34 protein-coding genes and 2 pseudogenes are annotated in these 23744 nt (G+C 36.3%); all 36 read left to right on the plus strand.

Going from position 1 to position 23744, the window contains the following annotated elements:
• Positions 1-165 precede the first annotated feature (165 nt).
• The 36 genes and pseudogenes from KQI85_RS12915 to KQI85_RS13095 all read left to right on the plus strand — a co-directional run bounded on the left by KQI85_RS12915 (position 166) and on the right by KQI85_RS13095 (position 23641).
• Positions 166-702 (plus strand): hypothetical protein, encoded by a 537-nt coding sequence (locus tag KQI85_RS12915; RefSeq protein WP_216576495.1) that lies wholly within the window; start codon positions 166-168, stop codon positions 700-702.
• Positions 703-1028: 326 nt separating this feature from the next.
• Complete coding sequence (locus KQI85_RS12920; protein ID WP_216576496.1) at positions 1029-1331, plus strand: hypothetical protein; 303 nt, start codon at positions 1029-1031, stop codon at positions 1329-1331.
• A 235-nt stretch (positions 1332-1566) separates the two neighbouring features.
• The gene (locus tag KQI85_RS12925) at positions 1567-1953 is read left to right on the plus strand and encodes a hypothetical protein (protein WP_216576497.1); all 387 of its coding nucleotides are present in this window, start codon (positions 1567-1569) and stop codon (positions 1951-1953) included.
• A 369-nt stretch (positions 1954-2322) separates the two neighbouring features.
• Positions 2323-2730, plus strand: coding sequence for a hypothetical protein (locus tag KQI85_RS12930; protein WP_216576498.1), 408 nt, complete (start codon positions 2323-2325; stop codon positions 2728-2730).
• A 23-nt stretch (positions 2731-2753) separates the two neighbouring features.
• Positions 2754-3800 carry a type II TA system antitoxin MqsA family protein gene (locus KQI85_RS12935; RefSeq protein WP_253293894.1) on the plus strand — a complete coding sequence of 349 codons (1047 nt, stop codon included), beginning with the start codon at positions 2754-2756 and terminating at the stop codon, positions 3798-3800.
• A 99-nt stretch (positions 3801-3899) separates the two neighbouring features.
• On the plus strand, positions 3900-4043 hold the full coding sequence (locus KQI85_RS12940) for a hypothetical protein (protein WP_216576499.1): 144 nt from the start codon (positions 3900-3902) through the stop codon (positions 4041-4043).
• A 26-nt stretch (positions 4044-4069) separates the two neighbouring features.
• Positions 4070-4288, plus strand: a complete 219-nt coding sequence (locus tag KQI85_RS12945) for a hypothetical protein (RefSeq protein WP_216576500.1) — start codon at positions 4070-4072, stop codon at positions 4286-4288.
• Positions 4289-4379: 91 nt separating this feature from the next.
• Positions 4380-5147, plus strand: a complete 768-nt coding sequence (locus KQI85_RS12950) for a zinc ribbon domain-containing protein (protein WP_216576501.1) — start codon at positions 4380-4382, stop codon at positions 5145-5147.
• A gap of 341 nt (positions 5148-5488) precedes the next feature.
• Complete coding sequence (locus tag KQI85_RS12955) at positions 5489-6064, plus strand: TetR/AcrR family transcriptional regulator (RefSeq protein WP_216576502.1); 576 nt, start codon at positions 5489-5491, stop codon at positions 6062-6064.
• A gap of 217 nt (positions 6065-6281) precedes the next feature.
• Positions 6282-6914: a TetR/AcrR family transcriptional regulator gene (locus KQI85_RS12960; protein WP_216576503.1), complete on the plus strand. Its 633-nt coding sequence runs from the start codon at positions 6282-6284 to the stop codon at positions 6912-6914.
• Positions 6892-7074 carry a cysteine-rich KTR domain-containing protein gene (locus KQI85_RS12965; RefSeq protein ID WP_216576504.1) on the plus strand — a complete coding sequence of 61 codons (183 nt, stop codon included), beginning with the start codon at positions 6892-6894 and terminating at the stop codon, positions 7072-7074. Before KQI85_RS12960 ends, KQI85_RS12965 begins: the two co-directional genes overlap by 23 nt.
• A 232-nt stretch (positions 7075-7306) precedes the next feature.
• The gene (locus tag KQI85_RS12970) at positions 7307-7522 is read left to right on the plus strand and encodes a PF20097 family protein (RefSeq protein ID WP_216576505.1); all 216 of its coding nucleotides are present in this window, start codon (positions 7307-7309) and stop codon (positions 7520-7522) included.
• A 144-nt stretch (positions 7523-7666) separates the two neighbouring features.
• Positions 7667-8578 (plus strand): ABC transporter ATP-binding protein, encoded by a 912-nt coding sequence (locus KQI85_RS12975; protein WP_216576506.1) that lies wholly within the window; start codon positions 7667-7669, stop codon positions 8576-8578.
• Complete coding sequence (locus KQI85_RS12980) at positions 8575-9480, plus strand: ABC transporter permease (RefSeq protein ID WP_371820639.1); 906 nt, start codon at positions 8575-8577, stop codon at positions 9478-9480. The genes KQI85_RS12975 and KQI85_RS12980 overlap by 4 nt, the downstream gene beginning before the upstream one ends.
• Positions 9481-9586: 106 nt before the next feature.
• Entirely contained in the window at positions 9587-9769 is a 183-nt protein-coding gene (locus KQI85_RS12985; protein ID WP_253293895.1) for a hypothetical protein, read from the plus strand.
• 310 nt (positions 9770-10079) lie between these two features.
• On the plus strand, positions 10080-10571 hold the full coding sequence (locus KQI85_RS12990) for a hypothetical protein (protein WP_216576507.1): 492 nt from the start codon (positions 10080-10082) through the stop codon (positions 10569-10571).
• Between the two features lie 190 nt (positions 10572-10761).
• The gene (locus KQI85_RS12995; RefSeq protein ID WP_371820641.1) at positions 10762-11010 is read left to right on the plus strand and encodes a hypothetical protein; all 249 of its coding nucleotides are present in this window, start codon (positions 10762-10764) and stop codon (positions 11008-11010) included.
• Positions 11011-11085: 75 nt separating this feature from the next.
• Positions 11086-11622, plus strand: coding sequence for a GNAT family N-acetyltransferase (locus KQI85_RS13000; protein WP_216576508.1), 537 nt, complete (start codon positions 11086-11088; stop codon positions 11620-11622).
• Between the two features lie 211 nt (positions 11623-11833).
• Positions 11834-12289, plus strand: coding sequence for a hypothetical protein (locus KQI85_RS16655; protein ID WP_253293896.1), 456 nt, complete (start codon positions 11834-11836; stop codon positions 12287-12289).
• Positions 12290-12388: 99 nt separating this feature from the next.
• On the plus strand, positions 12389-12895 hold the full coding sequence (locus tag KQI85_RS13010; RefSeq protein WP_216576509.1) for a flavodoxin domain-containing protein: 507 nt from the start codon (positions 12389-12391) through the stop codon (positions 12893-12895).
• A 66-nt stretch (positions 12896-12961) separates the two neighbouring features.
• Positions 12962-13708 (plus strand): N-acetyltransferase, encoded by a 747-nt coding sequence (locus KQI85_RS13015; RefSeq protein ID WP_216576510.1) that lies wholly within the window; start codon positions 12962-12964, stop codon positions 13706-13708.
• Positions 13709-13802: 94 nt separating this feature from the next.
• On the plus strand, positions 13803-13994 hold the full coding sequence (locus KQI85_RS13020; RefSeq protein ID WP_216576511.1) for a hypothetical protein: 192 nt from the start codon (positions 13803-13805) through the stop codon (positions 13992-13994).
• Between the two features lie 314 nt (positions 13995-14308).
• The gene (locus KQI85_RS13025; protein WP_216576512.1) at positions 14309-14734 is read left to right on the plus strand and encodes a lipoprotein; all 426 of its coding nucleotides are present in this window, start codon (positions 14309-14311) and stop codon (positions 14732-14734) included.
• A gap of 365 nt (positions 14735-15099) precedes the next feature.
• Positions 15100-15291, plus strand: a complete 192-nt coding sequence (locus KQI85_RS13030; RefSeq protein ID WP_216576513.1) for a hypothetical protein — start codon at positions 15100-15102, stop codon at positions 15289-15291.
• Between the two features lie 52 nt (positions 15292-15343).
• Entirely contained in the window at positions 15344-15727 is a 384-nt protein-coding gene (locus KQI85_RS17010) for a DUF2806 domain-containing protein (RefSeq protein ID WP_216576514.1), read from the plus strand.
• A gap of 139 nt (positions 15728-15866) precedes the next feature.
• Positions 15867-16094 (plus strand): hypothetical protein, encoded by a 228-nt coding sequence (locus tag KQI85_RS13045; RefSeq protein WP_216576516.1) that lies wholly within the window; start codon positions 15867-15869, stop codon positions 16092-16094.
• Between the two features lie 27 nt (positions 16095-16121).
• Entirely contained in the window at positions 16122-16298 is a 177-nt protein-coding gene (locus KQI85_RS13050; protein WP_216576517.1) for a hypothetical protein, read from the plus strand.
• A gap of 766 nt (positions 16299-17064) precedes the next feature.
• Positions 17065-17175: a hypothetical protein gene (locus tag KQI85_RS16665; RefSeq protein WP_253293897.1), complete on the plus strand. Its 111-nt coding sequence runs from the start codon at positions 17065-17067 to the stop codon at positions 17173-17175.
• A gap of 124 nt (positions 17176-17299) precedes the next feature.
• On the plus strand, positions 17300-18328 hold the full coding sequence (locus tag KQI85_RS13060; RefSeq protein WP_226947204.1) for a glycoside hydrolase family 172 protein: 1029 nt from the start codon (positions 17300-17302) through the stop codon (positions 18326-18328).
• 106 nt (positions 18329-18434) lie between these two features.
• Positions 18435-19352 (plus strand): serine hydrolase, encoded by a 918-nt coding sequence (locus KQI85_RS13065; RefSeq protein WP_216576518.1) that lies wholly within the window; start codon positions 18435-18437, stop codon positions 19350-19352.
• Between the two features lie 409 nt (positions 19353-19761).
• Positions 19762-20223, plus strand: a complete 462-nt coding sequence (locus tag KQI85_RS13070) for a hypothetical protein (RefSeq protein ID WP_253293898.1) — start codon at positions 19762-19764, stop codon at positions 20221-20223.
• A pseudogene (locus tag KQI85_RS13075) lies at positions 20127-20453 on the plus strand (hypothetical protein); the annotation flags it as partial. The gene KQI85_RS13070 and the pseudogene KQI85_RS13075, both read left to right, overlap by 97 nt.
• Before the next feature lie 351 nt (positions 20454-20804).
• A complete protein-coding gene (locus KQI85_RS13080; protein WP_253293899.1) occupies positions 20805-21335 on the plus strand; it encodes a histidine phosphatase family protein in 531 nt (176 codons plus the stop codon).
• Positions 21336-21405: 70 nt separating this feature from the next.
• Entirely contained in the window at positions 21406-22044 is a 639-nt protein-coding gene (locus KQI85_RS13085) for a hypothetical protein (RefSeq protein ID WP_216576520.1), read from the plus strand.
• Between the two features lie 120 nt (positions 22045-22164).
• Entirely contained in the window at positions 22165-22605 is a 441-nt protein-coding gene (locus KQI85_RS13090) for a hypothetical protein (protein WP_216576521.1), read from the plus strand.
• Between the two features lie 114 nt (positions 22606-22719).
• Positions 22720-23641, plus strand: a pseudogene (locus KQI85_RS13095) (tyrosine-type recombinase/integrase).
• Positions 23642-23744 lie beyond the last annotated feature (103 nt).

A 23744-nucleotide genomic window follows, 5' to 3' on the forward strand; every position in this document is an offset into this window, starting at 1 on the left:
TATAGTGTAGTATAGTGTATAGTGGTAAAATATCACAAAAATTGAATAAAAATTTTGTAGTGGGTTACACGTTTAACCTTTGTAAAAATCATATTGCTATTGTAATATTGAATTAAAATAGCAAAAAGTAGAAATTAATATGATACAGAACAGAGGAGATAATACATGAATAAAGAAATGACGGTAAATGGGAAAAGCTATACAATAATTAAATTACTAGGAAAGGGTAAAGGTGGATATTCTTATTTGGTAGAGTCTGGGAATAATAGGTATGTTTTGAAACAGATACATCATGAACCTTGTAATTATTATCAATTTGGAAACAAGATTGAGGCAGAAATCCGTGATTACAAGAAATTGAAAGAAATCGGAATAAAGATGCCTGCTATGTTTGAAGTAGATGTGAAAAACGAACGTATTTTGAAAGAGTTTATTGATGGTGACACGATTTATCAGTTGGTTTTAGAAGACAAGATGAAAACAGATTATATCAAGCAATTGCATAGGATGTGTGAAATGTTATATCCTGCTAATACAAATATTGATTATTTTCCAACGAATTTTGTTGTACATAACGAAGAAATATATTATGTTGATTTCGAGTGCAACGATTACATGGAGGAATGGAATTTTGAAAACTGGGGGATAAAATATTGGTCGAAGACACCAGAATTTATACAATATGTGAAAGAACATTCATGATATAAGTCATTTATTAAGTGAATTTATTCAAGTATATATATTTGATGCATTTATGATTTTGGTGGAAATTATTATACATTCCGTTATTATAAAGAAGCTTTCAATAAGAGACAACTTTAAATGATTCCTAGGAACAGTATTTCAATTTTTATGAGGAGTATTAACATACTTAGCTATATATTATGTACTAAAGTAGAAAAATTTTACAGCAATTCTAATTGAAAGCAGCAGTATATATAGTGTATAATTATGGTAATTGTGGGATGAAGTGTTTATATGAAACATATGTGCTGAGAAAATCAGAAGTTGAAGGAGAAATTTGTGCAATGCAAGAGAAAATATCTGCCAACAAAATATTGTCTTCTATACCACTTATGTTTGGTATACTATCATTATTTTCATTTGTGATTTACTTTTACAGTGCAAATCATGCACCATATACCTATATTGATGTTATATTTTTGGGACCATTTTTCTCATTTGTTGGAATAGTGATTTCTATTATCACACGAAAGAGTCGAAAAATATATCCTGCACTATGGACATCAGGGATTATTAGTTGCATGCTTGGCTTTATTGTATGTATGTTGGTTTTTATTGTGTTGATAATGCTAATGGCAGCTAAATAGAATATAATGATAGATATTTACAATGAAATCGTTGATATCATAATTCATTCGAGCTTGGATGGAATTGAAGAAGTAGTAGGTATTATGCAATGATAAATAATATAGTGTGCGAAGTGTTACTTCGTGTCAAAATCCAGTTTACGATATTGAGAGATAACTGCTTGTTTTCAAAATTAAGATGAAGATGTTGAATTATTTTAGAATTAAATTTTTAATAATAAAGGAGAGAATTATTATGAAAGAAACAAATTGTAAAATAAGATTGATGATTGGAAGTGTTGCTTTAATATTAGCAGGTGTATTAGTTTCCTGTATTTTGTTAAGATATCAAAAAGATTGGATAATGCTTGTGGGAATCATTACCTTTATAATTATATTTTTAAAGTGTTTCAGATATGAGAACTTTGAAAAATATATTTATAACAAGTTGTCAAAACATCTTAATCTTCTATCTATAATTTTAATAACTATAGCATTAACGCTTTTGCCTGATTCTGCGGTAACAATGATGAATGAAAAATATCAAGGGATGTTGTATTTTATTTCATTCCTATGTTGGTTTATGGGGTTGTATTTTTTAAGTATAAAGAGTGAGTATAAAAATAAGATTGAAAATAAATAATAGAATGTTATGGTTATTTGAAAATTCTGTTGATTCTAAATGGCAGAGTTGCCTTTGTTACAGACTTGAAATTTACCAAAGCTTTTAACAAAATTGATGACAAAAATATGCCTAGATATACTAAAATATGTCAGAATAAGTGAAAAATGAAGAAAATATAAGCCGATGTATGATGATTATGAAAAAATAGGTGACGGTAATTATCGTATAAAAAAACGTAAATAGATTTTTGCAAAATTAATATAAATATAAAGCTATTATAATCACGATAGATGATTTTGTCGTGGTTTTTCTATTATTACTTGACACATTATCAATCAATGATATATACTATCAATTGATAGTATATACGCTCTTGATAAAGTGGAGGTGATAGCCATTAAAATACCTATTCGCTCAGAAAAAAAGGATGTAAAAGCTTTTTTAGAAGAATTAAAAGAAGTTTTAGAAGCTGAAAACTTTAATATAGATGATAACTTATTAATCATTAAATCTAGCAAGGATGAAATTGAGTATTCTACAAATTATACGATGACGGATTTGGATTATGATTCATCAGATATCGTTGAAAGACTTAAAGAACTTACAGTTTCAGAATATTCAGAAACGTTGATAGATAAAGATGATGATAAGCCACCATTATTGTTTGTGTTTGGCAAAGATATTAACAGTAAGCTGATATATATTAAGCTTAAAATAAAAGGAGAAATAACAAAGAGGGTATTGTGTTTATCGTTTCATTACGCAAAGCATGATATGGAGTTCCCATACAAATAAAGGGAATGAAGGTGAAAGGAGACATGGCAATGAACGGAGGCAAGCTTATAAGAAAAATCAAAATGGAGTGTCCACTCTGTGATAAGGTTCACGAGATTGAACAAAGGATACGCGTTGCTAAGACTATTATTAAAGGCGAAGAAGTTAATTACGAGGAAAACTACTACTTTTGCCCAAATAGTGAAGAAGATGAAAATGAGTTTTCGACAGCAAAGATGGAAAATGAGAATCTGTTGAATGCTCGAAATGAGTATCGAAAAGCACATGGTTTACTAACATCTAATGATATTGTAGCTATTCGAGAAAAATATGGTTTATCTCAGGTGGACCTTGCCAAATTGCTTGGATGGGGAGAAGCTACAATTTCAAGATATGAAAGTAAAGCTATTCAAGACGATGCATATGATAATATGCTTAGAATCATTGATGATAATCCTTTAGCTGCTTTAGATTTATTGCAAAAGAATGGTGAACAATTTGCTGAAAATAAAAAGCTGGCTATTAAGCAAAAGATAATGGAGAATCTTGATGAAGAAGGTAGAGAGTATCTTCAAAGAAAAGCGCTGGAAAGCGAGTATGTTGAATATGAAGAATTAAGTGATTCAAATGGAATGATGAAACTTAATATACCAAAGTTGGAGTTGGTTATTTCGTATTATGCAAGTAAGATAAAGAAGTTGTATAAAGTTAAATTGATGAAAATGCTTTGGTATGCGGATTCACTTAGTTATAAGTTTCATGGTCATGCGATGACTGGATTGGTATATTGTCACGAGGATATGGGGGCATTGCCTATTGGACATTACAAAATAGGAGGACTTCAATTTGTAAACATGGAGGAGGAATGTGATTATGAAAATGTTAAGTACCATTTCCTACCTAATGATAAGCTTGATGAGTCTGAGCTGTCTGTAGAAGAAAAGGAAATATTAGATAAAGTGATTGAAAAATTCAAATCATATACTGCTCAACAGATTATCGAATATATGCATGATGAGATTGCATATAAAAAGACTGCTGATAAAGAAATTATTCCTTTTAGTTTGGCAGAGCAAATACGAGATTTTTAAGTATGTAAGAGAAAACTCTTCACACAGAAACAGTCAGAGCTTAGGCACTGACTGTTTCCTTGCTAAAGTTTACCCTTCAAAATTATTCATAGCAAAATAATGATACCAAAAATTGACAAAGGAATTCATTATGTAACTGTTGAAAAAATAAACTATATTGTTGGATATAATGACATAAAAGCTGGTGATATTTTTATGCCTGAAGATGCGATGGAAGAGTTATTTGCTTTTACACAGATGTGATCGCATTACCAATTAAGATGGCGCCGATGATTATTGCGATAAGCGTATTTGGAATTGGATTATATATTACAATGTGGGAAGACAGGAAGATAGGATATTTTAAATGCAGGAATTGTAATGAACTGTTTACTCCAACATTTATGCAATATAATATGGGAATGCATATTGTGAGTATAAGATATTTAAAATGTCCTCATCATTGTAAGACAAGAAACCGGTGCAAGAAAGTCATGACCAAAGAGTGATAATCAAATCATACAGACAGGGTATGGCAACAGCAGGTTGCTTTTCAGAATATGAATTTTTCTATATGATATAATTATGGAGGTGATGACTATGGAAACAAAAAATATTATTTTGAAACTTCGTACAGAAAGAGGAATGTCACAAGATGAGTTGGCAGATAAAATCATGGTCACAAGGCAGGCGGTATCACGTTGGGAAAATGGAGATACCGTTCCAAATACTGATACGCTCAAACTATTATCTAAAGAATTTGATGTATCAATCAATACGCTTTTGGGAGAACCTAGAAAGCTGATCTGCCAGTGCTGTGGGATGCCAATTGATGATGATTCCATATTGGGACGTGATAAGGATGGCATATTAAATGAGGAGTATTGTAAATGGTGCTATGCAGATGGAACGTACACATATAATGATATGGATGAATTGATTGATGTGTGTGTAAAGAATATGGTAAATGAAAACTTTACCGAAGAACAGGCACGCTCTTATCTGAAAGACATGCTTCCAAAGTTAGATTACTGGAACAGGTATGATGAGCTTAGTGACAATGGGCAGTTTGAAGAGTTTAAAAAGCAATTGATAAATGAAATTAATGCTCTGCATATAGACGGACTTCCAAGGGTAGACAAACTAAATGCACTTGTGGGGAAATATGTGAATCTGGAATATACTCTGCCTAATGGACGAAAAGTGAAATTTCTTGATGATCAGAAAACATATCTGGGAAATCAACTAGAGTCTGAATTCGGAGGAGACAGGTGCTTTGGTATTTTGGCAAATATGGATTTTATTCTGGTATGTACATATGAGAAGGATGGTAAAAATCCGGAGCTGTTGATTTATAAAAAGAGATAATATAAACAAAAATAAAAGTCTCGACAAATAAACGACCGTTTACTGTTATTAAGATGTAAACGGTCGTTTATTTGTTTACGCGAGCAACGAGCCAAAGTCTGTGCTTGCACAAGACCTTGGCTCTGTAAGCGGCTGTATTACTTTGTTATTTTTATGCCAAAGTCCGTGCTTATACAAGACCTTGGCGACTGCTGCGACAGTTATTCTAACCTGTACTTGAATTATGCAAAACAGTGTGATATATTAAAACTACCGAATGGTAGTTAAAACAAAACTAATAGGTAATATATAGGAGATGATTAAAACAAACAATGAGTGATACAAGAAAAAAAGAGATTATCATGGCTACATTGGAGTTGGCGGCGAATAAAGGACTTGGTAACGTATCCATGAATATGATTGCAGACAAAGTTGGGATAAAAAAACCGTCATTATACAATCATTTTGCATCCAAAGAGGAGCTTGTTGAAGTAATGTATCAATTTCTCCGAGAAGAGGCTAAGAAAAATGCCAATATAGGCGCAATTGATTATACGATTATTTTTGCCGGCAAGAGTGCTTTGGAAATATTGAAGATGATGGTCGGAGGATATTTTAACATGAACCAGCAGGAACATATGCTAAATTTCTACAAGATTATCTATTCCGAAAGAAGTCTGAATCCTATGGCAGCAAAAATTGTCGCAGAAGAGACGGATAAGATGATTATTGCAACGAAGCAGCTGTTTTATGCGATGGAAGTACATAAATTACTTCATTTTACAAATCCGGATATGAGTGCGGTAAGCTTTGCTATGACCGTACATGGGCTGATGGATTACGAACTGGATCAGAGCAATGGTAAGTGTAGATATGAAACAGATAAGAATCTTTTGGACGATTATCTGAAGTGGTTTTGTGAGGAGAATGCTGTATGATAAAGAAAAAGAGTTTATTGAATTAGATTATTTCGGGATTGTTGAAAGAATCAGTGTGTTTGCTGCGACAGGATATAATGCAGTGCCTGGAATAGAACTGTATCGGATGAAGTTTTAGAAAGTGAAAAAATATATACTTGTCATTGCCATGTATGTATAAAGTGATATACTATAAACAAGTTTACAATAAACTAATTTATAGTATTGGAGATATTATATGCCAAGTAGTCCAAAAATAAAAAAAGAAGATATGTTGCAGGCTGCACTGGGGCTTGTTTCAAAAAATGGATATGCCGCTCTTAACATAAAAGCTGTAGCCGGGGAATTGGGATGCTCTACAGCACCGATTTCATGGCAGTTTGGTGGAATGGATGGATTGCGTGAGGAACTGATTCCTTTTGCGGAGCAGTATGTGGAGGATAAGTATTACAGTCGGAATGAAAACGAACTTGCAACATTCGAACAAAGAGGAAAAGGAACCATTGACTTAGCATTAGAAAATCCTAATTTGTTTCGTTTCCTTTACATGGGAGAGCGAAGCCAACTGCTAAGTACAGGTTTCGAGTTACAGACGAATAATCAGGATGCCGCTAATGTGTATCAGGAGATGGCACAACTGCTTGGAATTACACCAAAACAGGTAATGGATTTTGCGATGACAATGATGGTGTATACACAGGGGATAGGAACCCTGATTGCATCAGGAATCGTCAAGGATACGAAAGAAAATATGTATCATATGCTTCATAATACCGGTATGACATATTTAAAAGGCTTAGGTGTGAAGGATAGCACTTTATGGGATTTATCAGGAGGTGACAGGTCAGATGAAAGCAGTAGTAACGGATAAATGGATACTGTGTCCGGTATGCAAAGCAAAGACACGGACGCAAATACTGGATGATACGGAATTAAAACATTTTCCGCTGTTTTGTCCAAAATGTAAAGAAAGTTTTATTATCAATGTAAAGGATCATATAGTGGATTACAAATCCATTGCCAGACGCTAAGACGCAGAGCAGAAACGAAATGTTTTTTGCTTGCGTCTTTTTGCGTTAATCTTTGCTCCGTGTCATATCCTAATAAGCTATATGAATGCAGTTTTAATATGATGATTTATGTTTCGGATGCTCATCCGATAGAAGTGATAGAAGATTAGAAAAAGATTGGCAAGTTACCACTTGGTTACTATAATATAAGTAACCGAGTGGTAACTAACGACGGATATGGGGGTAAAAATAGATGAAGTGTTCAAAATGTGGTAAAGAAATGAGAAAAGGATATTTATTCAGCAGTAAGGATGGAGCTTTCAGCTTTGCAAATGAAGTACCAGGAGTCTTTGAGAATGCAAAAAATGCAGAGGGTTTTGTAGAAATAACAAAACTCAAACCAAGTCACAGGGCAAGAGTGGAAGCGAACTGCTGTGAAGAATGCAGAATGATAGTGATTAATTACTGATAGTGACAGCAACAGTAATTATGCAGGTATGGGGATGGACGATTTTCACCTTCATATTACTTTTTAACATATGGTTTCTATTAAAAAAGGTAAATCCAACGTATACTGCGTCATCTAAGGAAAGATGAAACGAAAGGAGAAAATATGGAATCAGATATAATTAAAATCAGCCATCTGAATAAAAGCTTTGGCGAAGTAAAAGCTGTAAATGATTTGAGCTTTCGTGTGAAAAAAGGAGAATTGTTTGCGTTTCTTGGTGTAAACGGTGCAGGGAAAAGTACAACCATTTCAATTCTGTGTGGACTTTTGAAAAAAGACAGTGGAACGGTTCAGGTAAACGGAATAGAAACTGACAAAGCCGGTGCACAGACAAAAAGGATGCTTGGTGTTGTATTTCAGGATAGCGTACTTGATAAACCGCTTACGGTGAAAGAAAACCTAATGAGCAGAGCTGCTTTGTATGGCATTACAGGAAATGCCTTTGATAAGAGATTACAGGGGTTGGTCGAGATTTTGGATTTTGACGAGTTCTTGAACAGACCTGTAGGTAAGCTGTCGGGAGGTCAGAGAAGAAGAATTGATATTGCTCGTGCATTATTGCACAGACCGGAGATATTGATTCTTGACGAGCCTACCACAGGGCTTGATCCACAGACAAGGCAGTTAATCTGGAATGTTATCGAGAAGCTTCAGAAAACAGAAAATATGACAGTATTTCTAACCACACACTATATGGAGGAGGCTGCTAATGCTGGTTATGTTGTGATTCTTGACAAAGGAAGTATTGCAGCACAAGGTACACCGTTTGAACTTAAAAATGATTATGTACAGGATATAGTGTCTGTTTATGGTGTTTCCGAAGATGAAATAAAGTCATTGAACAGAGAATATAAAAAAATACGTGACGGATATCAGATAAAAGTAAAAAATACGAAGGAAGCAACGAGACTTATTGTAGAGCATCAGGATTTATTCAAGGATTATGAAGTAGTAAAAGGCGGTATGGATGATGTATTTCTTGCAGTTACAGGGAAAAAGCTAGGAGGTGAGCAATGATGAGAATAGTGATGGCATTAATGAACAGAAATAGGAAACTATTTTTTAAAGATAAAGGGATGTTGTTTACATCAATGATCACACCCGTCATTCTGATTGTTCTGTACGCTACGTTTCTTGCAAAGGTTTTCAAAGATTCTTTTACAGCTGCGATTCCGGATATGATCACAATTTCGGATAATCTTATTAATGGAACCGTGGCAGCACAGCTTACAGCGTCACTTATGGCAGTAAGCTGTATTACTGTAACATTTTGTGTGAATCTGACTATGGTGCAGGACAGGGCAAATGGAACAAGAAAGGATTTTAATGTTTCACCAGTCAGCAAGGGGAAAATTTATTTGGGATATTTTCTGTCAACAGTAGCTAATTCATTGATGGTCAATGGACTTGCGTTTGTATTATGTCTGGGATATCTGCTTAAAATGGGATGGTATATGAATGCAGCAGATGTATTATGGGTTTTATTTGATATGATATTGCTCGTCTTATTTGGAAGTACGCTTTCAAGTATTATTAGCTTTCCATTGACAACACAGGGACAGCTTTCGGCTGTGGGTACAATTGTCAGCGCAGGATATGGTTTTATATGTGGTGCTTATATGCCGATTTCAAATTTTGGATCAGGTCTTCAGAAGGCGCTGGCTTATCTTCCGAGTACATATGCCACTTCATTGATTAAGAATCATATGCTTCACGGAGTTTTCAGGGAGATGGAGAGAAAAAACTATCCGGATGAAATGGTTAAAGCGATAAGAGACACTCTTGATTGCAATCCGGTATTTCATAGAAATGTGGTAAGTGTAAATCAGATGATTGGCATTATGATGGGGAGTATAGCTGTATTTGGAATTATTTATTATTTTGTTACATTGCTGCCAGATGGTGAAGACAGACGATAACCGTTACAAGCAGGTTTATAGATAGAGAGGTAAGATTCATGAGACAATTAGTTCTATATATTCATGGAAAAGGTGGAAATGCTATGCAAGCGGACCATTAACTTATATGGAAGCTTTGTTTTCAGAAATGCTGGGTGATGCAGAAAAAGCCAGACAGACAGCACTTAATTTTTATGGACCTATTTTTTTGCTTTATAGCATATATGATGGAGCAGAAGAAAAAAGTCAAGTGATAAAACTACTTGAAGAGCATATGGATCATTTCTTACAGGAAATGCAGATAAGTTGAAAGGATGGAGCAATTTAGTGAGCGTTCCAAACATCGTTGGATGTGTCGGAGCTGCAATCATAATTATTGCAGCAATAGCAACACCAATTGCAAGAATTTTATTAATCCGTTGCTAACTGCCTATTCTTGGTGTCTAAGTCAGATTACATCGATCTAAATAAACTATGTGAAGAGATTATTGAAAATAAAATAGAGGTTTATATGCCATATTTCCTATATTCTTATATTAGCATTTGCACAGGAACGGTGGTATAATGTGCCTATGTGAAATGAATGCGTTTTACAAACTAAAATTTGAGGAGAATATTGAATGGCAACATGGAGTGGTATAAGAAAAAAGTTGGAAACGGAATATCTGGCTCAAAGTCTGCAAGGTCATATTCAGTATTATGCAACATCATATAGTAGGAGTCCCGATCATGAGGGACGGGCAGCGATAAGATATGATGGAAAAGAAATCATCAAGGGATGCTATTGGAACAATTGGTTGAAAGCAGACATGTTTCCCAAAGACGAAAAATATGAGAAACGCATGAAAGTAGAAAATGCGTATATGGACGATACAGCTATAAAATTGGGGATTTTTGATCAACGCTGTTTTTATAATGCGTTTGCGGAGTTTGATAATCAAGATATTGAAATGAGCCTTAAAAGCGAAAATTTAATCGTAAAAATATTTGCTGTATTGGATAGACGAGTTGGTAAACGGAGATTAAAAATTATGAAAGAAACAATAATGGAAGAACCAGATACATTCCAGGAGTTTTATGCAATTCGAGTAAAAGCAGAAGGACTGTTATAAATTATTGTTTGTATAACGGTTGAGCAAAGTAGAAAATTATAAGTTGGATATGTTGAGAAACTTGCAGAGAAAGAGCACTGTATCAGCATACGACTTGATGTGGCAAAGGGAAATATAAATCAGACTGTTACAATTCGTTTGCCTATATCAGAAAGGGAACAGATGTGGTCAAGCTGATTACAAGCATCCGATGTTTAACCAGACAGCAGATGGCAAGGGAGAGCCTTATGTTCATCAGATAAGGGGAGCAGATAATCTTATCGGTCCGCCATTTGAAATTTTGCTGGACAAGGCAGTTAAGTATTATGAAAAACTGAAGGACAAGGGCGAGAATGTGTATATTGATTCCCTTACCTATGAGCAGTTTATGATGCTTGGTGATGTGGAATTAAGCAGAAGATTCTCCATGCAGGATGAAGCAGTAAATGTTATCGCATAGGTACAGAAGTTGTGGTATACTGTGTCTATGTGAAATGAATGTGTTTTACAAATCGAAATTTTAAGGAGCAAAGATATGAATACTATTGTACAGCTGTTTCCTCTTGAATGTAGCGATAGAGAACAGTTTATTTTGGATAATCAGGAAGCCTTTAATTATGGTGCGATGGAAGAATTCGGACTTAGAGATGACCACTTTGAGGAAAAGGGTCAAATCATATCACGGGATACGATTGAGCAGTCCATTGACGGCGGAGAAGCCTACCGTATCGTACTGGACGGTCAAAAAGTCGGCGGCATAGTGATCAAAGTTGACGGCGAAAAAGGTGACCTTGATCTTCTTTTTGTATCTCCGGCTGTCCATAGCAAAGGTATCGGATATGCTGCTTGGTGTGCTGTTGAAAAAATGTACCCGGAAGTGAAGGTGTGGGAAACGGTCACTCCGTATTTTGAGCAGCGCAACATTCATTTTTATGTCAATCGCTGTGGCTTCCACATTGTAGAGTTTTTTAATAAATATCACCAAGATCCGAATGATCCGGAAATGTGCTCCGAAGAACTGGACGAGCAGTTCCCGGACGGAATGTTCCGGTTCGAAAAGGTCATTCGGTAAATTCAAGTTTGTTTCATTGGAGAAAATTAAATTTTGCCAAATCATAATGCCAGTGTACGTTAAATATGCACTGGCATTTTTATGGACAATTTTACAGTAATGTCTATGTATGGACAAGAACTAATAAGTGAAGATTGATTTTTAATTATACGGTTGGTAAATTATAAGCAGATGGACATCTGTACATAAATATTCAGTTGGAGTGATTGAAATGAAATTTGAATTATCAGATAAAACAAGCAAATTTGCGAAACGGACATTAGCAGACTTTTCAGAAAGAATGATAGTAATGCTGGCAGATATGTCGTTAGAAGAGAGGAAGCATTACAAGCAGTCCGATTTCTGCTTGGCAGTGAGGAAAAGGAGGCTCATAAAAAATGATTTTGTATTTCAGTGCAACAGGAAACTGACATTGGAACAGTACAGAGAGCCACAGATGGCACAGCTATATCATAATTACCTTGCAAGCGGACCATTAACTTATATGGAAGCTTTGTTTTCAGGAATGCTGGGTGATGCAGAAAAAGCCAGACAGACAGCACTTGATTTTTATGGACCTATTTTTTTGCTTTACAGCATATATGATGGAGCAGAAGAAAAAAGTCATGTGATAAAGTTACTGGAAGAGCATATGGATCACTTTTTACAGGAAATGCAGATACGTTGAAAGGGTGAAGTGATTTGAACGATGAATCAGAGCGTCAGGAATGGATTGTAATATTACAGTTTTGCACTGCGTCATTTATATTATGGGAGGTCAGATAAGATGAGAGCAATCATATATACATCAAATACCGGAAGCACAGCAGAGTATGCACAATTACTGGGAAATGAATTGAATCTTCCAGTACATAGTTTACAGCAGGCAAAAAACAAGGTGCCTGCCGGCAGTGAAATCATTTATCTCGGCTGGATTATGGCAGGAGGAATCAAAGGATATAAAGAGGCAGCAAAATTGTATAAAGTGCGTGCAGTCTGTGGTGTCGGCATGGGACAGACAGGCACACAGCTAAAAGAGGTCAGGGATAAAAACGCTATTCCGCAGAGGATTCCTTTATTTACGTTACAGGGGAACTTTGATGTGAAGAAACTTCATGGAGCATATCGATTCATGATGAATGTCATGGTTAAAACTGCCGGAAAGGGATTGGCAAATAAAACCGACCGTACGCCCGAAGAGGATGATATGTTAGATATGATCGTAAATGGTGGAAAACGAGTATCTTTACAGAATTTGAATGCAGTTACTGAGTGGTATAAAAACATTCATTAGAATCAGTTGAATTATGCATGATGTTACAGGTATAGAAGAAGTGATGCTATGGAGGTGGAAAGATTTATGGAATATATCAAAGTGACAAACGAGAATATAGACAAAGAGCACATATGCTGTGCTATTTCCAATAACAACGATATTCAGGTGTCATCCAAAAAAGAATGGTTAAAAGTGCAATTTAGAGAGGGACTTGTTTTTTTGAAAAGTGCAGAACGGGGGAAGTGTTTTATTGAGTATCTGCCTGCTGAAAATGCATGGAATCCGATTTCTGCAGATGGCTATATGTATATTGACTGCCTGTGGGTAGCTGGTTCTTTCAAAGGACATGGTTATGGAGCAGATCTGCTGGATGCCTGTATGGAGGATAGTAAGAGCAAGAGAAAAAAAGGGCTGTGTATATTATCTTCCAGAAAGAAAAAACCATTTTTGTCAGATCCAAAATTCCTGCAGTATAAGGGATTTAAGGTATGCGATGAAGCTGACAACGGGATTCAGTTATGGTATCTGCCATTTGCAGCAGATGCTCCTCTGCCTGAATTTAAGGAATGTGCCAGACATCCCCATATTGAGGAGAAGGGCTATGTTTTATATTATACCAGCCAGTGCCCGTTTAATGCGAAATATGTTCCGATTGTAGAAGAAGTTGCAAAAGAAAATGGCGTATCATTCAGGGCTATTCATTTACAGAGTAAAGAAGAAGCTCAGAATGCACCTACTCCGGTTACAACGTATGCGTTGTTTTATGATGGGGCATATTTAACCAACGAGCAGATGAATGACAGGAAATTTTTGAAACTGTTATCAAGGTAAATGAAAAATAGATGGAGGAAAAAGGATTGTCTCAGAATCATGGATTACACAAATGTTAATGTTACATAGCTCTACCTAAATCAAATCTCAAAAAATGAAGTATGGATATTTATGGTGGATAATAGATGCAGATAATAAAATCTATGCAGCTATAGGTGATAGTGGAAATGTTATTTATATTGATGCAAAAGATGAAATAGTTGTTGCTATTGCATCAACATTTAAGCCTGCAGTACATGATAGGATAATATTTATTCAACACAATATTTTGCCATACTTATGCTAAGAAAGAAAGTTGCTCCATTTGTAGATAGAATTTGTCCCTTTTTTTGATCTTGACCGATATATAGGTAAAAGGACACGACAGGAGGTGAAATAAGCGATGACACAGGTTACTACTCTGCATAGGATTATGCGCGGGGCTGCTTATTTCTCCTGCCCACTATGGAGGCTGCAACTTAAAATCAGCAGAATAGGCGCATAGTTTATACATGAAATATTGCTATGCGCATATTTAGGAAAGACAAAGCAGGATGTTTTTCTGATGGTTTAGTTGGTTCAAGTACACAGTTTGTATTAAAATAAAAAAGGAAGTTAAGTATGAAGAAAGTCTTTACATTTTTTCTTGCAATGGTAGTTATATTTGGAATTTCTGGTTGTGGAAAGAAGGAATATATTGTTTTTCCTTTTTCTGCATCAGATGTTGTGAAAATTGAAACGTACTATTCTAACTCAGAGGGAGACACCAAGGAAAAAACGCTAACAGAAGAAGCGGATATTGACTACCTATATACGTTTTTTTCTGAGCTGCCTGTGAAAGATGCAAATTCAGATTCTACTAATGACGGTAGTACAATAAAATTCGTGTTTGATCTTTCAGATGGGACGAATTACGAACTTGTTTACATTGGTATTGCAATAAAAAAGGGATACCTACAATCTGAAACTTCTGATTTTTATTATTTTACATCTTCTGACATCATTGGTGTTTGGGCAAACTTATCTAAGATGCGGCTTGACTTTTAACAATACCTACGATTGGAAACAGCTTAGCACAAAAAAACGCGGGGCGCAGCAGTCATCATCGGCTGCCACACCCACGTCATCTTTTACAGGCACAGGAAATGTGGTATACTGTGCCTATGTAAAAAAGAATGTGTTTTACAAATCGGAATTTAACAAATTAAGTTAATTGTGCCACGTGGCGTGATTACAAATTTATTGTAAGCGACAATTATACGTCGCTATTAACAATGAACAGAGTGGTAGCATAGAAAAAAACTTCCAGAAATATTCAAGGTGATTGCAATACAAATGATGGATGTTTCTTTAACTGAATCGGCGATTAGTGATGCCATAAAATCAAAATATGCTTCAATAATAGGCTGCATGTGTATTTTAATGATTCACAACAGATAAAAGTAATATTAAGTCAGTTGCGAGCTTTAGGCTTGATATATTCTTCTTGGAGTGAAAATGCAGGAAAGCTATATTGGGGATTAACCATAAAGGGAAGAAGATATAGGGACGAAATGATTGTTGTGAAAGAAAATATGATGAGTGTGGACAATACTGAAGAATAGTAATATATGAGCCTTACTCAGATATGAAGATAGAATATTATGAAAGGGACAAATGAATAATATGGATATTACAACGGGAACTGCGGTTGCAAAGACAGTTGTGGATTTGATGAAGAACGAAAATGTATTGAATAAATCAGTTGGTGTGTTGGAAATGTTATTTCCCTTTGCTGGATTGAAACAAAAAGCAGTAGAAATGTATGTTGAAGATATTGAAAAATCTGACTTGTCTGCTGAAACAAAAGCTTTTATGATTTTGAATACAAAGAAAACTTTCAAAAAGATAAAAAATCAAAAAACTATTGCAGAAATTGCAATGGAAAATACAAAACAAGGAACGGATTTTTCAGAGGATTCGGGTGTGAGTGAAGAATGGTTAGATCGCTTTATGGATTCAGCTGTTTTTGTTAGTTCTGAAGAAATTCAATGGATATAGGGTAAAATATTGGCAAATGAGTTTGAAAGACCAGGTTCAACGCCGCCTAATACGATTAGAATATTATCAGAGATTACGCCAGCATTAGCATCAGCTTTCAGATATATTTGTAGTATGTGTATATGGATTTTACCATTAAATGAAAACGGGGATATTCAGGGAGGATTTCAGAAAACTATTTGTACCATATACTAAGAATGATGAGAAATTTAGAGAATGTGGTGTGAGTTTTAATGTTCTTAATGAGTTAGAAACACTTGGAGTAATCCGATTTGAATCTTTGGCAGGCTATATTTCAAAAGGAATAATAAACGATAAGATTCTTATTTGTATTGGTGATAAGTTGGATGTAATAAAAGAATATTAGAAAGGTGAATTTCCTATTGGAAATGTAATGCTTACATCTGTTGGAGAAGCCTTAAAATCTATTACTGATTCCGTTGAAATTGATGATTACTATGTAATGATAAAACAGTATTTGGTAGATAAAGGTGTAAAATTTGCTGAAGAACATGATTGTTATGCTGAGATAAATGGAGATGAGCTAACAATTCATAGAAGAAATCCTTAGTAGTACCCCTTTCCCTTTTACTGCTAATTTTACTACTAACAGGTAGTAACAACGTGCTCAATTCTGCTCTGATTTGCCACAACCTGTAATTTCAGAGCGGATCACCATAATCCCAGAAACCCTTGCAAAACAGGGAATTCCGGGGCAAAACAAGGAGAAACAAAACTATGATAAAAATATTATTCATCTGCCACGGCAGAATCCGTACTTTTGTCTGAAGTGGCTTAAAATCAAGGCTTTTGGGAACTGAGAATGGTATTTGTACCCCTATTTTGCGCGAGTGTATCGCGACAACCTAAAAGCAAAGCTTTCGGGTTGGAATTTGTTAACCGGACTGTCCTCGATAAAAATGAATCTGTTTTGCGAAGAGGTCCATAAACTGGAGGTGGAATTTAAACAATGCCGGAAGCTGCTGAACGCTATCGGGGATGAGAACTGTCAGCACCTTATATGCGTCATGATGAATATGCCGATTGATGGCGGCCTTGTATTGGAGATTGTCGAGCAGACGCATCATTCGGGCTGCCATTCCTTGATATGAAAAAGATCACAAGGGAGTCACTTAAGAAAGCCGAAAAACCTTCAATACGGTGACAGAACACAAAACCACGGGCAATACAAAAACCCATATACAAAGATTTGAACTAATCAGGCCAGGACAGTTTTATTTTGATGCCTGCTACAACCCGTCCAAGACCGCATTCCTAAAAAATGCTGAGAAGAAGGGCTGCAAAATCCTGAATGGTCTTGGTATGTCCAGTTCCAGATGGTTGCTCAGATCGAATTATGGACCGGACAGAAGGCTTCACTGGATGTGATGCGAAAAGAATTAAAGGAGATTATCCGGGAAGAAAATGAGAAGGCGCAGACGGAATGATTCTGTAATTCCGTCACTTCATGGGAGATAAATGTTATAGTGAATTTATAGTGAATAAAGAAACGCGATAGCGTAGTAAGCAATAATTTCAGATGATCCAGGTTTGATCAGAGAGGAGAAGAATATGAACAACTATTGTATGATCCAGAACTCCAAAACGTTTGCATTTTCCGCAGAGAATCCAACCGGTGTACGCGCAGGTGGTTCCCAGGGCGGTGACTGCACCAAGCTTCGTCCGACCGTGACGATTCCTGCAGGGGAAACCGTAACTCTGGTAGATGCTGCAGGACCGGGTGTGATCCAGCATATGTGGTTTACCGGATATGTAGGGCACCATTTTATCATCCGTATGTATTGGGATGATCAGGAATATCCGTCTGTGGAAGCTCCGCTCTCTGCATTCTTCGGATGTGCCTATGATGAAAATTTCGTGGACAGGGATGGCAAATATCCGGTGTTGAATTCTGCCATGATGCTGGTAGCTCCTGGTCGTGGCTATAACAGCTATTTTGAGATGCCGTTCCATAAGAGAGCTCGGATCACGATGGAAAATCGTGGTGACAAGGATGAAAATCTCTATTATATTATCACCGGAGCTTATCAGGAGATTCCGGCGGAGGCTGGTTATTTCCATGCCACCTATCGCCAAGAGCACCCGGTTCAGAAGGGTCGTACCTACACAATCGTTGACGGAATCGAAGGCAGGGGACAATTTGTCGGTGTGACTCTGGCAACTGGTATGAATGGCAACAATACCTGTTGGGTAGAAGGCGAAGCCCGCATGTATCTGGACGATGATCCGTATCCGTCTATCCACTATACCGGAACTGAAGACTACTTCGGCGGTTCCTATGGATTTGGAAATGACATCATCATCAAGAGCTATCAGACCTTCAGTGGCTTATATACCGGCATGTATGCAATCTATGGAGACAACCGGGAATTCTATAACGGACAGCAGAGATTCTTGCTGTATCATTTCCATATTGCAGACCCGATCCGTTTTGAGAATAAGTTTCGTATGACACTCGACAACATGGGTTGGACCGGACCGCGTTACGATGATTACACCAGTGTTGCTTATTGGTATCAGACCCTGCCGTCCGCACCGCTGATGCCACTGCCGACAGATGCAGAGATGTGTATGAGATAATAGAACCAGATTGGAGATGTCAGATAGATTGGTTTTAACCTTGCGACACGTCGTATCGGTTGTATCGGACTGACATCAGAGATTTACAGGAAAGGATAGAGGTATTATGTTACTAGAAGAGAAGTTTTTGGAATTTCATCGTTATGCCAGCAGCCACAATTTGCCGCTGGAAGCTATCAGTGTCGGAGATGAGAAAAAGGTACTCTGTGAGATGCACTACGCAGCAAATGCACCGAGAAATATTTATTCACATACCAAGAGTTTTACGGTAACAGCAGTTGGACTCGCAATAGAAGAGGGAAAACTAAGCCTGGAAGATCATGTGGCGGAAGTGTTTAAAGATAAACTTCCTTCAAATCCGGATCCAAATCTGGAGAAGATTCAGTTGAAACATCTGCTCTGCATGTCCAGTGGCTTTGGTAAGGCACTTCTGATGAATGCGGACAGACGTCCGGGCGTCGGCGCACCGGATTATGAGAAATATATGATGGCACAGCCGGTTCCTGTGGAGCCAGGCAGTGCATTCTGCTATTCCTCTGCCGACAGTATTCTGGCTGCTCATATGGTAGAACGGGCCGTTGGCAAGCGGATGGGAGAGTATCTGTATGAGAAGGTATTCAAGCCCCTTGATATGGGATGGCCGCTCTGGGAGCATGATCCACAGGGACATCCGAATGGCGGCGGAGGTATGTATCTGACTTGTACCGAGATGATGAAACTGGGACAGCTCTATCTGGCTGAGGGTAACTGGAAGGGCGAGCAGATTGTCAGCAGGGACTGGGTGCAGGAGGTGTCCACCCCGAAATTTACCTTCGAGCCATCTGCAGATCTCTGGCATGTAGGATATGGCTATCAGTTCTGGATCAGTCCATATCCAGGATCCTATCGTGCTGATGGCGCATTCGGACAGATTACAACGATTCTCCCAGAGAAGGGATTGGTTGTTTCCATCCAATGTCCGGAGCGAGGTAATTTCGATCAGGTGAAACGTGCGCTGCATGAACATTTTCTGATGGAATTGTAAGAATAGACTTGCAACAATATGCTATAATTTGCCCAGAAACCGTACTTTTGGCTGAAACGGCTTAAAATCAAGGCTTTTAGGGAATGTGGATGGGATTTGTACCCCCATTGTACTCTTATTTTGTAAAACAGTAGGATCATCAACCGGACTTCCCTCGATAAAAAAGAATATGATTTGTGGCGAAAGAAGTTCCTTCGGGGACTTCTTTTCACTTACATAAAAATGTCGGTTTGAATGTCGGTTAAGTGTCGGTTTGTTTATGATATTTGACTGCAATACATATTATGTGGTTGTACTTTTAATAATAATCGTATACCTTACCTAAATATGCATAGAAACCAGGTCGATTATAAAGAAATAACATAAAATATGTTATTATGAATGAAATTATGTTACAAGGAGATGTCATATGCAAAAGCAATTAGAGCAGTATTTCGGCTGCAAAGTAAAAATAGCAGAATATAAGAATAAATTACAATTGCCGATTTTTATGACTATGCGTGACATTATGATGGTTGAAATATATGGTGTTAACTTTGCAATAATTGATGTAGTGAAGGAAATGGAACTAAGTGTTGCTACAATGAAAAAGCAGAAAGCAAAGTATGAGGAAGCATTGCAGTGTCCTGCAGCATATGAAGTAGCGTTAAACAGCGTTTCCATGAGAAATGCACTGGTGAAAAGCGGAGTTCCGTTTGTGGATTTGCCACGAAATGTATTTTTGCCATTTATGGGAATTGTATTGCAGGATGTGTATCTCAAGCAGCTTGTCAAGGCATTTGTACCGGTATCACGCAGAATGTCGTCGATCTGTTGCAGAATTACACAGCAACCACAATGCTTGCAAACTCAGAGTCTGTGGCACTTTTAAAGCAGGCGAATACAGACAGTTCCAAGATGGCAGAGGTTATCGGAGTATCAGAGGCACAGCTTAGATTTGTAACCAATACCGCATCGGGAATGGGACTTATCAAGTGTGGCTCGGTGGTGATTCCGTTTGATAATCAGATTAGTAAGGATACAGATTTGTACAGGCTGTATAATACCAACATTCATGAGAAGATTGCGGAACAGAAGAAAAAAGAAGCAATGCAGCAGTGATAACAGATGAATTTTTATAGAATCTATAGTATAATCAAGAGGTCGGATGAATATCCGACCTTGATGATAATAAATTAGATATTCCCTATTTTTAAGAAAAAAGCATATAAGATTCGATATGAAAAATAAATAAGGAAGCAGTTCTAAAATGTATCATTTGTACCAGAGAACATGTGGCTGGATTTTAAGATATGCATATCGTACACTTTGACGAGAATATGTTGATTGGGGATGCAGCGGACCTAGATGCATTTATGGAAATGTATGGTGTGGAAGCAATTTCCAAGGAATATTTGTAATTATTAGGGAAAAGAAAATTTGAATTTTGAGGAGTGTTGGCAATTGAAAATAATGATAGTTCGGCATGGAAAAGTGAATATGAAATGGCCTAAAATGTGTTCTTCAGAAGATTTTGATAAGGCTTGTGCAGAATATGATAGAAGTGATTTAGAAAGTATTAATATTATTCCATTAGATGAACAGGCTGATAGAATCTATGTAAGTAAGTTGTTACGAAGTGCAAATACTGCCCGAATTCTGTTTCCTAATAAGAAATATTATGAAGTGCTGGAAATTGGTGAAGTCCCATTGAAATCATTCATGGATACAAAAAAGAGACTACCTCTATGGATATGGAATGTTCTAGGCAGATTGCAATGGTATATAGGTAGTGCCCGCCAATTAGAAAAAAGAAAGGATACACTACAGAGAGCGAATAAAGCGATAGATTTATGCGAAAGTGAAAAGGGAGATTGCGTTTTGGTAACGCATGGCTTTTTTATGAAGACACTTATTGCAGTATTGAAAAAAAGAGGATATATGTTGGTAGGTAATAATCAGCTTGAAATAAAGAATTTACAGATCATTTGGGCAGAGAAATAGTAGTGTGAAAATAGGCGATAAAGTCCAAGTTATGGGGATGGAAATTTGAATTTGATGGAAGGTTAGATAGATGGTTGAAAATAACGAAATTAGCATTGAGGAATTAATTGATATGGCAATCAATAATATTGAAGAAGCCTCTATGTATAATAAATTTAAATCAGACAATGATAAATTGGCAAAAAGTATATATGAGCGACTCTTTGATTTTTATTGCGAAGATGAGTTTTCAGGTGATGTGATATTTACTTGGCAATCACCATCATTGGTAAAAGATGGTGTATATATCGGTAAAAGAAATTGTGTGATAGAGAATGAGATAGTGATTGGTAACATTTTTCCTAATTTTACAACTAATAGAAAATTTAGTTTAAACTATAATCGAAATGGAGTTTATGGAAGCTTCCCGCATGACTATTTTGATATATATTTAGCTCATGTAGCAAAATATGCGTACGGCGAAAGCATATCGGAAATCAAAGAATATTATCCATTAAAAAGAGCTATATGTTTTGAAGATAATATGAATTATTTTAGAAAGTTTGATGGCTTTCATGACTTCTTAGCTCGACACTATTTGGAAGAAATATGGGTGGCGTCTAAAGAAACCGCTTTTTCAGATATGGAATTTGAAGAGTTTAAGAAAACTGCTACTAATCTTATGAAAAATAGAGGAATAAAACTGCTAAATAAATTGTGTGGTAATTAATTTGTTTGGTTGCCAATAAAATTGATAGGTTTCCATTTGTGATAGAGAAACAAATTCCAGTAAGCTAGTGCGTTTATCTGAGAGACGAATTTGAATTTTTAGATTTGAGGTATAAAAGGAATGAATGCTAAAGAGTGTATGATTGAAGCTGATAAATTGTTGCAAAAATGGAGTTGTTATTCTATAGAAAACAGAAGGTATATTGAGAAAATATTTAATGGTTCCAATAGGTATGACATGATGTTAAACGTAGATGTAATGCAGAAACAGGCAAAGATTTATGTATTGGAAAGAGGAGTGACAATTTATGAGTACAGAACGGAGAGGAAAGAGATTGTAATATATGCTGTTCTTCGTGATATTATTGGGATAATTTCCGATACATTTATATGTGATTCACATGTTGATGAAAAGGGATACCTGCATTTTACTGAAAATGTATCCAATTATAGAAAGAAAATAGCCGATGAGGCATTTTTATTAATGGGAGAGCCATATAATGAGTGGAATCGACAAGGGATTTCTATTTGGGATTTTAACCGAAGCTTTGCGGGGGAATAAACGCCCAACTTTCAGTAATACGCTCTGTTGATGTGCTGATTTTTCTACGATATACTCCTTCAAAAAGGAGTGTGCTCTTATGGGTAGAGAGAAATTTATGACATCATCAATGACATGGCAGAAGTATTAAATGCATCGCAGATGCAGAAACTACAAGAGGTGTTGGTAAAACGGTTATCTGAAAATACTGTATCTGATTATTTGCAGACAACGAATATGGACTTTCTAGATATGTTTTTAACTGCAAAGCATTTAGAAGGGTGTTCTGATAGGTGTAATATTGAAAAGATGTTGGATACAATAAATATTCCGGTCATAAAGATAACGACCGAGATGCTACGAAAATATCTTGTAGAGTATCAAACGATAAATAATTGTGGAAAGGTAACTATTGATAATATTCGTAGAAGTCTTTCCACATTTTTTTTCGTGGCTAGAGGAAGAAAATTATATTATAAAAAGCCCAATGAAAAGAATTCATAAGGTAAAGACTGCCGTTATTGTAAAAGATACCATTCCGGATGAGAAAATAGAAATTCTTAGAGATAATTGTAATAATCTGCGTGATAGGGCAATGATTGATTTTCTGCTTTCAACAGGAATTAGAGTAGGCGAATTGGTAAGGCTGAACATTGATGATATAGATTTCTCTGAGCGGGAATGCGTGGTTTACGGCAAAGGAGACAAAGAGAGGAAAGCATATTTTGATGCTAAGACCAAAATTCATTTGTTGAATTATATTGAATCAAGGCCAGATAATAATATAGCGTTATTTGTGTCGTTAAACAAACCACACAGTAGACTTACTGAAAGCGGTGTGGAGTTACGATTACGAGAAATGGGGAAGAAGTTAGGTGTAGAAAAGGTACACCCACATAAGTTCAGAAGGACTATGGCCACCAGAGCAATTGAGAAAGGTATGCCGATTGAACAGGTACAGAAAATTCTGGGACATGAGCAAATAGATACAACGCTCAGATATGCAATGGTTAATCAAAACAATGTGAAGCAATCGCATCGAAAATATATTTCATAGATTGATTTGTAACGCAAAAGACGTTACAATGAAAGAAAGATGGAGGTGTATTCTATGGGAAAAACAGCAACATTAAATATAAGAGTAAATCCAGATGTAAAAG

The organism is Falcatimonas sp. MSJ-15 (genome assembly GCF_018918265.1).
GTDB lineage: Bacteria > Bacillota > Clostridia > Lachnospirales > Lachnospiraceae > Falcatimonas.